Annotated in this window: 16 protein-coding genes and 1 pseudogene; 8 read left to right on the forward strand and 9 right to left on the reverse strand. The window is 68.6% G+C overall.

All coding sequences use genetic code 11. The annotated features are described in order from the left end of the window. Nucleotides 1–66: 66 nt before the first annotated feature. Entirely contained in the window at nucleotides 67–471 is a 405-nt protein-coding gene (locus ABTW87_RS20115) for a type II toxin-antitoxin system VapC family toxin (RefSeq protein WP_350652358.1), read from the reverse strand. 49 nt (nucleotides 472–520) lie between these two features. On the opposite strand from ABTW87_RS20115, the gene ABTW87_RS20120 reads away from it, so the two are divergent. From ABTW87_RS20120 to ABTW87_RS20130, 3 genes are all read left to right on the forward strand, one after another. Beyond that, nucleotides 521–1,075, forward strand: coding sequence for a Uma2 family endonuclease (locus ABTW87_RS20120; RefSeq protein ID WP_350652359.1), 555 nt, complete (start codon nucleotides 521–523; stop codon nucleotides 1,073–1,075). A gap of 136 nt (nucleotides 1,076–1,211) precedes the next feature. Further along, on the forward strand, nucleotides 1,212–2,156 hold the full coding sequence (locus ABTW87_RS20125) for an RNA polymerase sigma-70 factor (RefSeq protein ID WP_350652360.1): 945 nt from the start codon (nucleotides 1,212–1,214) through the stop codon (nucleotides 2,154–2,156). A gap of 64 nt (nucleotides 2,157–2,220) precedes the next feature. Continuing rightward, the gene (locus ABTW87_RS20130) at nucleotides 2,221–2,367 is read left to right on the forward strand and encodes a hypothetical protein (protein WP_350652361.1); all 147 of its coding nucleotides are present in this window, start codon (nucleotides 2,221–2,223) and stop codon (nucleotides 2,365–2,367) included. Between the two features lie 3 nt (nucleotides 2,368–2,370). On the opposite strand, the gene ABTW87_RS20135 is transcribed toward ABTW87_RS20130, so the two are convergent. After that, nucleotides 2,371–2,718 (reverse strand): VOC family protein, encoded by a 348-nt coding sequence (locus ABTW87_RS20135; RefSeq protein ID WP_350652362.1) that lies wholly within the window; start codon nucleotides 2,716–2,718, stop codon nucleotides 2,371–2,373. Between the two features lie 208 nt (nucleotides 2,719–2,926). Between ABTW87_RS20135 and ABTW87_RS20140 the strand changes: the two genes are divergently transcribed. Continuing rightward, the gene (locus ABTW87_RS20140) at nucleotides 2,927–4,123 is read left to right on the forward strand and encodes an NAD(P)/FAD-dependent oxidoreductase (protein ID WP_350652363.1); all 1,197 of its coding nucleotides are present in this window, start codon (nucleotides 2,927–2,929) and stop codon (nucleotides 4,121–4,123) included. 76 nt (nucleotides 4,124–4,199) lie between these two features. Here the strand turns inward: ABTW87_RS20140 and ABTW87_RS20145 are convergent, their stop codons facing one another. Continuing rightward, the gene (locus ABTW87_RS20145) at nucleotides 4,200–5,180 is read right to left on the reverse strand and encodes a CehA/McbA family metallohydrolase (protein ID WP_350652364.1); all 981 of its coding nucleotides are present in this window, start codon (nucleotides 5,178–5,180) and stop codon (nucleotides 4,200–4,202) included. Between the two features lie 113 nt (nucleotides 5,181–5,293). Here ABTW87_RS20145 and ABTW87_RS20150 point away from each other — a divergent pair, with 113 nt between their 5' ends. Further along, nucleotides 5,294–5,707 (forward strand): hypothetical protein, encoded by a 414-nt coding sequence (locus ABTW87_RS20150; RefSeq protein WP_350652365.1) that lies wholly within the window; start codon nucleotides 5,294–5,296, stop codon nucleotides 5,705–5,707. 65 nt (nucleotides 5,708–5,772) lie between these two features. On the opposite strand, the gene ABTW87_RS20155 is transcribed toward ABTW87_RS20150, so the two are convergent. Next, nucleotides 5,773–6,024, reverse strand: coding sequence for a hypothetical protein (locus tag ABTW87_RS20155; RefSeq protein ID WP_130325099.1), 252 nt, complete (start codon nucleotides 6,022–6,024; stop codon nucleotides 5,773–5,775). Next, nucleotides 6,021–6,308 carry a DivIVA domain-containing protein gene (locus ABTW87_RS20160; RefSeq protein WP_350652366.1) on the reverse strand — a complete coding sequence of 96 codons (288 nt, stop codon included), beginning with the start codon at nucleotides 6,306–6,308 and terminating at the stop codon, nucleotides 6,021–6,023. The genes ABTW87_RS20155 and ABTW87_RS20160 overlap by 4 nt, the downstream gene beginning before the upstream one ends. Nucleotides 6,309–6,632: 324 nt before the next feature. On the opposite strand from ABTW87_RS20160, the gene ABTW87_RS20165 reads away from it, so the two are divergent. The 3 genes from ABTW87_RS20165 to ABTW87_RS20175 all read left to right on the forward strand — a co-directional run bounded on the left by ABTW87_RS20165 (nucleotide 6,633) and on the right by ABTW87_RS20175 (nucleotide 8,738). Next, nucleotides 6,633–7,520: a helix-turn-helix domain-containing protein gene (locus tag ABTW87_RS20165; protein ID WP_350652367.1), complete on the forward strand. Its 888-nt coding sequence runs from the start codon at nucleotides 6,633–6,635 to the stop codon at nucleotides 7,518–7,520. Beyond that, on the forward strand, nucleotides 7,513–7,728 hold the full coding sequence (locus ABTW87_RS20170) for a DUF397 domain-containing protein (protein WP_350652368.1): 216 nt from the start codon (nucleotides 7,513–7,515) through the stop codon (nucleotides 7,726–7,728). The genes ABTW87_RS20165 and ABTW87_RS20170 overlap by 8 nt, the downstream gene beginning before the upstream one ends. 395 nt (nucleotides 7,729–8,123) lie before the next feature. After that, the gene (locus ABTW87_RS20175; protein ID WP_350652369.1) at nucleotides 8,124–8,738 is read left to right on the forward strand and encodes a DUF4352 domain-containing protein; all 615 of its coding nucleotides are present in this window, start codon (nucleotides 8,124–8,126) and stop codon (nucleotides 8,736–8,738) included. A gap of 88 nt (nucleotides 8,739–8,826) precedes the next feature. Here the strand turns inward: ABTW87_RS20175 and ABTW87_RS20180 are convergent, their stop codons facing one another. The 4 genes and pseudogenes from ABTW87_RS20180 to ABTW87_RS20195 form a co-directional block, all read right to left on the reverse strand. Further along, entirely contained in the window at nucleotides 8,827–9,339 is a 513-nt protein-coding gene (locus ABTW87_RS20180; protein WP_350652370.1) for a hypothetical protein, read from the reverse strand. Between the two features lie 97 nt (nucleotides 9,340–9,436). After that, the gene (locus tag ABTW87_RS20185; protein ID WP_350652371.1) at nucleotides 9,437–10,105 is read right to left on the reverse strand and encodes a DUF6308 family protein; all 669 of its coding nucleotides are present in this window, start codon (nucleotides 10,103–10,105) and stop codon (nucleotides 9,437–9,439) included. A 28-nt stretch (nucleotides 10,106–10,133) separates the two neighbouring features. Next, a complete protein-coding gene (locus ABTW87_RS20190; protein ID WP_350652375.1) occupies nucleotides 10,134–11,726 on the reverse strand; it encodes a serine/threonine-protein kinase in 1,593 nt (530 codons plus the stop codon). A gap of 30 nt (nucleotides 11,727–11,756) precedes the next feature. Further along, nucleotides 11,757–12,412: pseudogene (locus tag ABTW87_RS20195) on the reverse strand (hypothetical protein); the annotation flags it as partial.

The following is a 12,412-nucleotide window of genomic DNA, read 5'->3' on the forward strand; positions in this document are numbered from 1 at the left end:
CCGCGGCTTCCCTCTTACGCCCGGCCCCGGCGGCAGCCCTACGGGTTCTTAATCCCCGCGCCGCTGCTACTCGCCGGCGAGCAGGGCTTCAAGAGGCGCCACCGGGACGATGTCCGTCGCCTTGGCCGTCAGACCCGCGTCCACGGTGATCAGGGCGTCGGCCTGCAACCGGGCAATCGCCAGGTACTCCGCGTCCCGGAGCGTGTCCCACCCCTGCTGGCATGCGATCCGCCACGCCGTGGCCCGCGACACCCGGTCACCGAGCAGCCGCATCTTCAGCTCCGTGATCCGCTCGTGGGCGGCCAGCGCTGCTCGTTCGGTGCGCTCGCCGCGGCGGACCTCGCTCAACAACAGCTGCAACGCCTCAGAACGAATCCAGTTCGGCGCCACCAGTCGATGGCTGGGATCGACGCGAAGACCGCCGTCGACGAGATGCAGCAAGGTGGGGGCGTCGATGACGTAGCGCGCCATGCCCGTCAGCGTAAGGGTTAGGCAGGCGGCTGGCCGGTACGCTGTGCCCATGAGCTCGGAGGCGGTCGGCAGGCACATGCCCACGGTCGTGACGCTCGATGATCTCACCGCGATGATGGCCGCGGACGAACACCACCGGTACGAGATCAGCCCTGAGGGAGTCCTCTCGATCCTGCCGCCGCCGGGATACGCCCATGCCATCATCGCGACCCGGCTCATGGTGTGGCTCGCCCAGGGCGGTGTCCCGGCGGACCGGATCGCCCAGGCAGTCGGGCTCCGCATCCCAGGGCGACACGGTGGCGTCGGCGGCCGCATTCCTGACCTGGTCGTCTGGAGCAAGGCCCAGGCCGACGGCGTTTGGCTCCCGGTGACCGACGTGCTCCTGGCCGTCGAGATCATCTCTCCCGGCTCCGAGGGCGTGGACACCGTGACCAAGCGCAGCGAGTACGCCGCCGCGGGCATCCCGCAGTACTGGGTGGTCGACCAGGACCAGGCGCAGACCGTCACGATGCACCGACTGGACGGCGAACACTACGCCGTTCGCGCGACCATGCCGCTCGCCTGGGTCCTCAACACCGACCCGGCCGAGCACGACCTCGGCTGATCGGGCGGACGGACGCCGGCCAGCCAGCCGTGCCTATCGCCTGGATGCCCTCACCACGGCCTCGTCAACCTGCTCGACCGCTTCGGTCTGGGCCCGCTCGCCAGGTGCCGGGCGCCGCGCGGCCTAGGATCGGGCCATGCCCTGGACCGCGGACGACGTCGACCGGTTCGAGGCCTCCAGGCTGCGGCTGGAGGCCATCGCCTACCGCCTCCTCGGCTCCGCCGGGGAGGCGGAGGACGCCGTGCAGGAGACGTTCCTGCGCTGGCAGGCCGCCGACGTCGACCGGATCGAGGTCCCCGAGGCCTGGCTGACGAAGGTGCTCACCAACCTGTGCCTCAACCAGCTCACCTCCGCGCGGGCGCGCCGCGAGACCTACGTGGGCCAGTGGCTGCCCGAGCCGCTGCTCGCCGGGGACCCGATGCTCGGCCCGGCCGACACCGTCGAGCAGCGCGAGTCGGTCTCGTACGCGGTCCTGGCCCTCCTGGAGCGCCTCTCCCCCAACGAGCGGGCGGTGTACGTGCTGCGGGAGGCCTTCGACTACCAGCACCGGGAGATCGCCGAGATCCTCGACGTCACCGAGTCCGCCAGCCAGCAGCTCTTCCACCGCGCGAAGAAGCACATCGCAGCCGGCAAGGCCCGTACCGAGGTCGACGGTGCCGCCGCCCGGCGGGTCGTCGAGGAGTTCCTGGCGGCTGCCGGCAGCGGCCAGGTCGAGCGGCTCGTGCGCCTTCTCACCGAGGACGCCACCGCGATCGGCGACGGCGGCGGCAAGGTCCCGGCCCGCGCCAAGGCGTTCGAGGGTGCCGTCGCGGTCGCGAAGTTCCTGCGGGGCCTGTTCACACCGGGCGAGGCCAAGCGCGCGATCGTCGGCGGCGCGCCCGAGGTCCACCTCTGGACCGCCAACGGCGAACCCGCCGTCGTGGCCGTCGTGGACGGCCGGGTCGTCGGCGTCATGTGCCTGGAGGTCACCGCCGACGGCATCGCCGCGGTCCGCAACCAGGTCAACCCGGACAAGCTCGAACGCGCGACCGCGCGCTGGGCCGCCGCCGACCATGGGGAGCCCCTGTTCCACGCCTTCTGATCGGTCGTCCGACCCGCGACGCTGCGGGTAACCCTGGTTAGTGGCCGGGAGTGCGGTAAGGAAGGTGAACGACGCAGCTTCGGAATCGGCGCTCGTCGAGGAGCGCGAGATCGGTGCGCCCGCCAGTCGGCAGCTCCGGTTCGCCGGCTCCGACGGGCTCGCTGAATTCGACGAGAGGCTTGTCGGGACGGCAGGTCGTTGGCCGCTCTGATGTTCAGCGGTGGCTGACGACGTTGACCACCTTGCCGTCCGGGTCGCGGACGAAGAACCGCCGGACGCCCCACTGCTCGTCGGTAACCGGGTGCACGATCTCTGCGCCCGTCGCGCGTACCGCTTCGTAGGCGGCGTCGACGTCATCGACCTCGACGGTGAGGTCCGGATTGACGGAGGCCGCTGCGTCTTTGGTGATGAGAATGACCTGGGCGGTGGGGTTGGCCGGAGAGACCAGGTTGACCACCCAGCCCAGGTTCATTTCCTCCCGGAAGCCCAGAAGCTGGTAGAAGCCGCTGCTTGCGGCCGGGTCGGCGGTGGTGAGATCGGGCACGGCGCGGCGAATCGTCATGCCGGATCCTTACATGCCACGTACTGGTTCGTACGGGTAGTGGTCCCCCACTCACCGGGCGGCCAGGGCGGACGCGGCACAGCGCTCGTCAGGCGACGGAGGACACCGTTCCAATCGCCCTGTGAGGTGCTTCATATCGCGTTCCGGTCAGGAAACGGCGGGCCGCCCGGTTCAGGTGGCAAAACCGCGGCAGGACAGGAGCAGGAACATGCAGCACCGCATCGTCGTCCTCGGAGCCGGATACAGCGGCGCCATCGCCGCCGGTCGCCTCGCCAAGCGGCTCCGCCGCGAGGACGTCGCCATCACCCTCGTCAACGCCGAGCCCGACTTCGTCGAACGCGTCCGCATGCACCAACTGGCGACCGGCCAGGAGCTCAAGCCCCGGCCGCTCAGCGAGATGTTCGCGGGCACCGGCGTCCGATTGAGGGTCGCGACGGTCACCGGCGTCGACGTCGACCGCAGGACCGTCGGCGTCAGCGACGCGAGCGGCACCGACGAACTCGCCTACGACACGCTCGTCTACGCCCTCGGCAGCGGCTGGAACGCGGGCGGCGTCCCCGGGACCGCCGAGCACGCGTACGAGATTGCCAGCCGCCCCGGAGCGCTCCGGCTGCGCGAGCGCCTGGCCCGCCTCGACGCCGGGCAGGCCGTGGTGGTCGTCGGCGGCGGCCTCACCGGCTTGGAGGCCGCGACCGAGATCGCCGAGGCCCGCCCGGACCTCGACGTCGCCCTCGCCGCCCGCGGCGGCCTCGGCGACTGGCTGTCACCCAGGGGCCGCGAGCACCTGCGGAAGGTCGTGGGCAAGCTCGGGATCACGGTGTACGAGCACACCGCCGTCACCGCTGTCGAAGCCGACCGCGTCACCACCGCCGACGGCACAGCCATTCCGGCAGCGGTCACGGTGTGGACCACCGGGTTCGCGGTACACCCGATCGCGGGGGCGACCGCCCTGCAGGTCAACGGCACCGGCCAGATCGTCGTCGACGGGACCATGCGGTCGGTCTCCCACCCGGACGTGTACGCCGTCGGCGACGCAGCCCTGGCAACGGGCCCCGGGAACAAGCCGCTGCGGATGTCGTGCGCCTCAGGAGGCCCGACCGCGTGGCAGGCCGCCGACGCGATCGCGGCCCGCCTGACCGGCGCGAAGCTCCCGAACGTGCCGATCCGCTACTTCAACCAGTGCATCTCACTGGGTCGCAAGGAAGGTCTGATCCAGTACGTCACCGCCGACGATCGCGCCGTGCGGGCGGCCCTGACCGGACGGCTCGCCGCCGGCTACAAGGAACTGGTCTGCAAGGGCGCCGCCTGGAGCGTCGCCCACCCGACGCTCGGGCTGCCGACCCGGCGCCGCCGCGTCGTGCGAGAGCGGGCCGCGGCAGGCCCGGCCGTCAAGACGCTGGCGTAGAGCGTGAAGCTGGCGCGGGCGCCGTCGACGCGAAGGCGCCCGCGCCGGCTCCCGCTCCCGCTCCCGCTCCCGGCGGTCAGTTGACGACGATCGGATTGCTGAGCGCTGCCATCCGCCCGTCCGGGTGGCGCACCTCTGTTCGGACGAAGCCGGCCTCGTCAGCCGTGGTGCGCCACTCGACGAATCCACCGTCGACCGGCAACTGCTCGCGACACACCGTGCCGCGCTCGGTGTGCAGGCTGACGACCCCCGACGGCACGCCGGCCACCCGCACCCGCACCGCGACCGACTCGCCGCGCGACTCCAAGCGTTCACCGACTCCGGCGCTCCGCTCGCCGGCGGTCGCCACGAACGCCAGCTCGACCGCGGCCGACTCCGCTATCCAGCTCCGGCCCGCCCTGATGCCGGCCAGGATGGCGTCGCTGCTCAGCTCCTCCGCGAACACGACGGTGTGCGGCGTGCCGAGTTGACCCTCCAGATGTACGTCACTGTTGCCCATCGCCGGACGCCACCGCCCACGGGCGACATCGAAGGCCAGTCGCCGCCCCCACTCGGCCAGGGCCGCCTCGTTGTCGGCGTTCCAGGGCAGGTCCGACGCCCACAGCCCGTTCCACACCTCGACCGTGTCGAACCAGCGGTACGGGTACATGAGGGTGCCACCGGGATACGGCGCGTAGGGGTGGGCCGCCACGCACACTCCGCCGGCCTGGCGCACGTGGTCGAGGTACTGACCGATCGCGTCGTCGCGGACGCCGTACCGCCAGTCGACCACCTGCCCTGGAGCCACGCCGAGCGCCAGCCAGTGCCCGGTCTGCGTGGTGACCTCCTGGCCCAGGATCACCAGCAGGTCGTCCCCGGCGTACCGCAACCAGTCCTCGTGCCCGCGCGAGTTGTTGTGCTCGGTGGTGGCGACGAAGTCGAGCCCGGCCGCGCGGGCAGCGGCGGCAAGCTGCTCCGCCGTCAACTCCCCGCCGTGCGAGTGAACCGAGTGCACGTGGCAGTCCCCCCGGTACCAGCCACGTCCCCGCCCAGCCGCCCGCCCGTGACCGATCGCCATCTCCGGAGGGTAAGCGCCCGACGCTGGTGGGACCGAAGCCGCCCGGCGAAGGACCGGCGCAGGCTGCCCTGGACACTTGAGCACGGATACCCGACGGCATGCTTGGAGGATCGATGCCGGAGATCGCGGCAGTCACGATATGCAGCAGCTCCAAGTTCTACGGCACAGCCCAGCTGGCCGAGGCAGCGTTCCGCGACCTGGGCATCACCGTCTACACCCCGCGCTACGACTTCAACGAACAGCATGTGCGGGTCGACGAGCCGGACAAGATCCGGCTCACGCGCGATTTCCTCGCGAAGATAGCGACGTCGGACGCGATCTTTGTCGTGGCCAACGGCGGATATGCCGGCGTCAGCGTGTGCATCGAGGTCGGTTACGCCGTGGGGCAGGGCAAGCTGGTGTTGTTCTCCGAACAGCCAGCGGAGTTCGCGCTCCGGGCGCTTGTCGACGCGGTGGTTCCGGTCGAGAACATCGCCGCCGGGATGCGATCGGTGACCGGGTCCGAGGCGACCCGGAGCGCACCGTGAGGTGGACCATCGGCGAGTCCCCCGACCTGAGATGACCTCGTCCGGCAAGGGTTGCGATGGCTGCGTCAGCGACGCAGGCGGCGGGAGCACTCGCCATCGTGGCCGTCGCGGAGCACGCAGCGCCGGCCACCGGGCATCCGCAGGTCGCAGAAGACCCGGTGCCGCAGGAACTGCTTGTCCTCCTCGGAGACGGTCATCTCCCCCGGGTCCATCATCGGCAGCACGGTGATCCAGCGGCCGACGACCCGTGCCAGCCGTTGCGCGGCCGGCAGGTCGGCGGCGACAACGGGCAGGTGAATCACGTACCGTCCGCTCACCGGCGACCAACCTCGGCCTGCTCGGACTGCCACCGGCGCAGCGCAACCTTGATCCGCAAAGTCTCCCGCCGGCTCTGCGCGAGCGCGTCGTAGACGGCGGCCATGTCGACGGCGACCCGGTCGAGGAAGGCGTACACCTCGTCGGGGTTCAGGCCGCGGCGTCCGAGCCGGGCGGGCGGGAAGCGGCGCTCGCGCACCTGCCACGGCAGCAGACTGGGGTACGCGCGGGAGCGGTACGTCGTCCCACCGCCCTCAGGGAACGGCCTCTGGTTGCGGACGCTCATCACTACCTGCCTTCCTGGGTCGTGGATGGGGTGGGTCGACCCGCCCTCCCCGCACGGGCGGACCCACCCCGCCCGAACACCGCAGCTTCAATCAGCGGTACGGCATCCGGGCTGCTCAGCGAGGGTCTGGCTGGGAAGCGCGGCGGCCGGTTTCGGGGGATGACCCGGCCGCCGCGCTGTGGTCATCCTGTGACAGTCCGCAGTGGAAGCGCAACGTTTGATACCGCGATTTCCCTGACATGCATTGACTTTCTTTCTTGGACGGATTAGGTGTTGCACGAGCAGGTCACGCAGTGTTGCGTCTTGGAATCAAGGAGTGTGCGGATGGCCGAGGAACTCGGATCGACGGTGCCCCGCCGGCAACTCGGCCGGCTGCTGCGACAGTTTCGCAACGAGGCGGGCGTGACGCTCGACGCCGCCGCCGAGGCACTGGAGTACAGCCGGCAGAAGATCTGGCGCATCGAGTGCGGCATGGGACCGGTCCGGGTGCTCGACGTCAAGGCGATGTGCGAGCTGTACGGGGTGTCCCCGGAGATGACCGAGGCGATGCGCGGCCTGGCCGCGGAGACGAAGTCGAAGGGCTGGTGGCACGCGTACGGGGACGCGGTGCCGAGCTGGTTCGAGCTGTACGTCGGCCTGGAATCGGCCGCCGCGTACCTACGCCGCTACGACGAATCGCTGATCCCCGGCATCCTCCAGACCAAGGAGTACGCCCACGCCCTCTACCGCCTCGGCGGGCGCTTGAGCGACGAAGAACGCGAGCGGGCGGTGCAGGTCCGACTTCAACGGCAGGCCCTGCTGGTCCGCCGGTTGCCGGCGGCTCCTCGGCTGGATGCCGTGCTGTCAGAGGCGGTGCTCCGCCGTGCCGTTGGCGGCTCGACCGTCATGGGTGCTCAGCTCGACCAACTCGTCAAGCTGTCCGACCTGCCGAACGTGTCGGTCAGGGTGCTACCGCTGGCGGCCGGTCCGCAACCGGGGGCCGTCGCCGGGTCCTTCGTCATCCTCGACTTTCCGCCGACCAAGGGTGGCCGCGCTGCCCCGGAACCGTCCATCGTTTACAGCGAGTCCTTGACCGGCGCGCTGTACCTCGACAAGCCCGATGAGCTGGCCGCCTACGAACGTGTCTGGAGAGGGCTGGCTGCGCTCGCGCTCGGCGAGGCAGAATCGAAGGACATGATCAAGAGAATCATCGGGGAGATGCGGCATGACTGACCTGACCGGCGCCGTCTGGCGCAAGAGCACCCGCAGCGGCGACAACGGCGGCGACTGCGTCGAGGTCGCGACCAACCTCCCTGCGATCGTGGCCGTCCGCGATTCCAAGGATCGTGGCGGCGCGGTTCTCATCTTCAGCACGGCGGCATGGCGGACCTTCGTCGAAGAAGCATCCGCCACCGAGCTCAGTGGATCGGCCCTGCGGTAACTCGGCCGAACGTCCCGAACAGCGGAAAGACAACGGACAGCGTTTCGTCCGCTGGGCGGATATGGTGCCACTCAGGACAACGTTTCACAGCATCTCGCTGATCGGTCGCCAGCCCTTTAGCTACTCCTACTCCGATCCGATGTCACCAACCTGACAATCATCAACTCCTCCACAGCACCGCCGGTACCGTCGGCGGGACTCAATCGGCACATTGCCGCACTGACCTGCTGTGGGGACAAGACATGACCGCTCCTGGCGACCCGAGCCCGAACCAGCCCTACCTGGGCCCGCCGGCCAACGCGCCGTCGCCGTACGGCCCTCCGCCGCCTGCGGCGTACCCGATCGCGCCGGCCCCCCGGAAGCGACCGGCGTGGCTCATCCCGACGCTGGTGGGCGTGGGTGCCATCGTGGCGCTGTGCTGCGGCGTCGGGATGGTAGGAGTCATTGTCGGCGATCCGGAACCGACGAGGGTCTCCTCCAGCGAGCGCCCGTCTCCGCCGCCCCCGGCTGAATCCGCCCCTTCGACCTCTTCGTCGGCGCCATCTCCCGCCACGACGACTGTGGCCCCGGCCGATCCCAGCCCGCCGCCGTCGGCCGGGCCGAAGGTGTACCGGGTTGGCGACAAGGTCCGCGGCGGCGACTTCGAGTTCACCGTCAACAGCGTCAAGTGCGGCATCTCGCAGGTTGGCGACTCGTTCCTCAACCGCAAGGCGCAGGGCATGTTTTGCCGGGTGAACATCTCCGTCAAGAACGTGACCAGATCGGCCCACATGTTCCATGCAGATGGCACCGTGACCGCCCAGGACGCCGCTGGCCGTGAGTACGACGCCGACGGCACGGCAGGGATGTACGGAAACGACGACGCCAACGGTTTCCTCGACGAGATCAACCCGGGCAACACCGTACGAGCCAACGTCTTCTTCGACGTGCCCAAAGGCACGAAGCTGAAGACCGTAACATTCGACGCGGGCCTATTCACGTTGGCCGAAGACGCAGTCGTAAACCTCTGACGTAGCGGTCAGGTCGGCGGATCCGCTGGCCTGACCGCTCGAAGGTTGAAAGCGGTGACCGCCAGCCCGTGAGCAGGTGAACCTTCAGTCACGCTGCCAGCGCATCGAGGCGCTTGAGGATCATGGGCGGGAGGTCCTCCGCCTCGAGACGGTATTCCCGCCAACGATCTTTTGCTCCCGGCCTCATCGATGCGCTGAAGCGATACCGTCCCTTGCTGTTCGGCTCGCCGAGCGTCTTGGCGTACTCCTCGCTCGGGACGAGCCACGCCTTCATCACAGCGCCCCGGTCAATGTCGATCGCGACGAAGAGCAGGTCCAGGTCGGAACGAGGGACGAAGGTCTTTGCCCGGACGAAGGCCACAAACCCCTCGTCCTGGACCCGCTTGCTGTCTGACATCCGTGCCTTGACCTGCACGGCAAGAGTGGCAGTCGAGTTGCGACGATGGAAGACGAGGTCCACCCCCTCGTCGTCCACGACCGATGTCGAGACGTTGAGCCTGCCGCGGGTCGCGAGAATGCAGAAGGCCGCTACAAGGTATTCAGTAGCCTTGCCCATCCTGGCCGACTCGGCGGACTTCAGTGTGTAGTCGTCCTCGTTCACCGTCACTCGCTACCTCCACCCGCTGCCATGCGCTGTCCTCACCGCAACCACACCGCATCCTCGGCCTGACAGCCGTCACCCAGGCTGGGACGCCGACTCACCGCAGTCCTGGGCATCGGTAACCGCGATGCGCGCCGCGATGACGCATCCACACCACCACATCGAGGATTCGCAGTGGAGTCACGTCGCTCGGCACGCCCGCACGTGCGCCCAGATCCACTAGCCGATGCCGCAGGGCGTAACCGTCCTCTTGCATTCGCTCGTGCAGCCAGCACCAGAACCCCTTTCCGGTTCTGAACGCACACCTAACAACCTCGTCATAGACGGGCACGAGCTTGGGGCGCTTGCGAGCCAGAAGCTTGCCGGCGACGACCCAGCCGATCCCGTCCGCCTTCCTCAGCAGCCGCCACGCGCGGTCAGCGTGTCCGCCCTCCTGCATGAGCGGGACGGCGTCCGCGCTACCCAGATGGACATCCATTGGAATCTGCGCCAACTCCGCCGAGACGTCCTCACCGAGCCGGCCCTGCAGAAGCTCAAGTGCGGTCGACGGTGGTACCCGAACGCTGAGCAGTTCCACGGCGATCAGATCCTCGGCGGTTACCACGTCTCGGATCTCGGGACGGTCGCCTCCACCGCCGAGACGCTCGAACTGCCCACCCGTGAACGTCGATGGCCCAGCAGCGTTGAAGTACCACTGGAGGTGGGTGACCGAAAGCGGATTGTCGAGCAGGGCTCGAATGTCCGGACCGGTCATCGCGCCTTTCATCGGGCGGGTACACCTCCACGTCACGGCTTCAGTCATCCGCTGGCCCCTTCCGCTGCTCCGCAGGCAGGCGATCAAGATGTACGAGTAGTGCCCGGATCTCGTCAGCGGCGGAAGCGTCCGGCCCGTGCACTGCCTGCACGTCGGTTACCAAATCTTCAAGTTGCCGCCGGGCACTCGTCACGTCGCCGAGGCCGGCAGCGAGCATGGCGATCTGCTGCCGAAGCGCGAACAGGTCCGGAGAGCCCGGCGGAATCACCCCCTGCTCCTCCGCGAGCAAGGAACGCAGCTCCGCCAGCGCAGCGCCGGCCTCGCCGAGCTCCGCTTGGCAGACGGCAGCCTGCTGCCGACACTGCCAAATCAGTTCGCGGTCTGGCTCCGGCCGCGCAGTGAGGTCCGCGACCAGCCGCTCGAACATCGGAAGGGCCTGTCGGTAGGCGCCGGCGAGAAGATACAGATTGGCCAGCGTGACCCGAAGGTCAAGGATCCTGGGTTGCTCGGCGGCTTCGCGCTGCGGCACCGGTCGGAGGGCGGCGGCCAGGAGTTCGGCCGCTTGGGTGAAGCGCTCTTCCTCGGCCAGCTCCCAGGCACGCTCTTCCACCTCCGCGAGCTCGTCGAGCGACGGCGGCACGACAGCGGCCGGGGCAGCACGGGGCCGGACGACGTCGATTCGGGTCGGCGGCATAGGCGCTCGCTGAGGCAACGGCCCGAAGGGGTACCGGTACGGCATGGTGGGGTCGACCGTCTGGTCGGCCATGGTCACGCCCGGATCAGCGGCCAGCTGACTGCCAACGGCGCCGAGGGGCGCCAAAATCTCGTAGACCTCAGCGGCTGAGCCGGGCCGATCTTGCGGGTTCTTTGCAAGTAGCTGGTTCACGAGCTGCCCGATGGGAAGCGGCACTCCAGCTCTGTGCGCGGCGATGGACGGGATCGGGTCGTTCATGTGCCGGTGCAGCAGGCCAAGGGCGCTCTCCGCGCGGTACGGCGGGTTCCCGGTCAGCAGCTCGAACAGTACGCAGCCCAGCGCGTACAGGTCGGCCCGTGGTCCGACCGCACTGTTCAGCGCCTGCTCAGGGGCCATGTAGGTGGGAGTTCCGAGGGTCTGGCTCGTGGCGGTCAGCCGGGGGACGTCCGCGCCGAGCAGGGCGGCCACGCCGAAGTCGAGAACCTTGACCGAGCCGGTCGGTGTGACCATCACGTTCTGTGGCTTGAGGTCGCGGTGTACGAGTGAGGCGGCATGTGCAGCGGCAAGCACCGAACAGATCTGGGCTCCGATCGCGGCGGCCCACGGCACGGAGAGCCAGCCGCGTTCCGCAATCAGATCGGCGAGGACGATGCCCGGCACGAGTTGCATGACGATGTAGATGTCGTCGCCGTGATACCCGACGTCGTGCACGCTTGGAACGCCGGGGTGATCGAGCCGCGCGGTGACCCGGGCCTCTCGCATGAAGCGGTCAACTGCAATCTCCCGCTCACCTTCGGGAATTGCGACCATCCGGAGGAACTTGATGGCGACCGGCCGGTCCAGCTTCTCGTCGAAGCCGGCCCAGACCTGGCCCATGCCCCCGTGGCCGACTGGATACGTCAACTCGTACCGGTCGGCCACCCGTTCCCGCGCCTGCATCAAGGCCTCACTGTGTTGCAGTGCATGTCGTTAGCGCCTGCCGCCGTACAGTTCGTTCAGTTCTCGGTATGCCTGCACGACCGCCGTCGTCTGGTCAGCGAGCTGCTGGGTCGCTGCAGTAGATGATTCAATCGAGTTCTCAGCAGACAGCTTCGCGAGCGCCTTCTCGGTACGTTCCAGCGTGTCGTCCAAGTTGCGGTCCCGTACGTAAGCTTCCCCTGCGACCGCTGCGGCCGTCAGATGAGAGCGCAACCTGTCGAGTTCTTCGTTGACCTCGGTCCACAACACACTGGCTCGTTGCTGCTGGTTAAGTAGGTCCAGGCGAGCACGGCTTACATCCTCAGATCCCCGAAGGGCGTACCCCTTAAGATCGTCGCGAACTGCCCGTATCTCTTGCTTGCGCGCCAGGATCGTTGCAGCGTCCCAAACACTCTCAGCCAACAGCTTCGCCGCATCACCCGGATCGATCAACCCTCCTAGCTTGGGGAGCGTCTTGTGGATCCGTTCGGCCAGACGCAACAGTGCGTCGAACTCTCCGCGTTCCTGCGGGTTCGTCAATAGCCGATGTAGGTCTGGGTGCACACCGCGTTCGGTCACGTCCGCGCTGGTGGTGTAGGAGACGGCCATCGCGGGATCCGGTTTGATGTTATGCGGCGATCGGTGCCGGGTCGGTCTGGTCGGTGTCG

It is taken from the genome of Micromonospora sp. NPDC126480 (assembly GCF_040302465.1).
Classification (GTDB): Bacteria; Actinomycetota; Actinomycetes; order Mycobacteriales; family Micromonosporaceae; genus Micromonospora.

Excerpts from the sequence above, each read along its gene's own strand:
- ABTW87_RS20170 (WP_350652368.1), top strand. The coding sequence starts at position 7,513 with ATGACTGACCTGACCGGCGCCGTCTGGCGCAAGAGCACCCGCAGCGGC.
- ABTW87_RS20125 (WP_350652360.1), top strand. The coding sequence starts at position 1,212 with ATGCCCTGGACCGCGGACGACGTCGACCGGTTCGAGGCCTCCAGGCTG.
- ABTW87_RS20135 (WP_350652362.1), bottom strand. The coding sequence starts at position 2,718 with ATGACGATTCGCCGCGCCGTGCCCGATCTCACCACCGCCGACCCGGCC.
- ABTW87_RS20120 (WP_350652359.1), top strand. The coding sequence starts at position 521 with ATGAGCTCGGAGGCGGTCGGCAGGCACATGCCCACGGTCGTGACGCTC.
- ABTW87_RS20160 (WP_350652366.1), bottom strand. The coding sequence starts at position 6,308 with ATGAGCGTCCGCAACCAGAGGCCGTTCCCTGAGGGCGGTGGGACGACG.
- ABTW87_RS20115 (WP_350652358.1), bottom strand. The coding sequence starts at position 471 with ATGGCGCGCTACGTCATCGACGCCCCCACCTTGCTGCATCTCGTCGAC.
- ABTW87_RS20190 (WP_350652375.1), bottom strand. The coding sequence starts at position 11,726 with ATGCAGGCGCGGGAACGGGTGGCCGACCGGTACGAGTTGACGTATCCA.
- ABTW87_RS20145 (WP_350652364.1), bottom strand. The coding sequence starts at position 5,180 with ATGGCGATCGGTCACGGGCGGGCGGCTGGGCGGGGACGTGGCTGGTAC.
- ABTW87_RS20165 (WP_350652367.1), top strand. The coding sequence starts at position 6,633 with ATGGCCGAGGAACTCGGATCGACGGTGCCCCGCCGGCAACTCGGCCGG.
- ABTW87_RS20150 (WP_350652365.1), top strand. The coding sequence starts at position 5,294 with ATGCCGGAGATCGCGGCAGTCACGATATGCAGCAGCTCCAAGTTCTAC.
- ABTW87_RS20185 (WP_350652371.1), bottom strand. The coding sequence starts at position 10,105 with ATGAAAGGCGCGATGACCGGTCCGGACATTCGAGCCCTGCTCGACAAT.
- ABTW87_RS20140 (WP_350652363.1), top strand. The coding sequence starts at position 2,927 with ATGCAGCACCGCATCGTCGTCCTCGGAGCCGGATACAGCGGCGCCATC.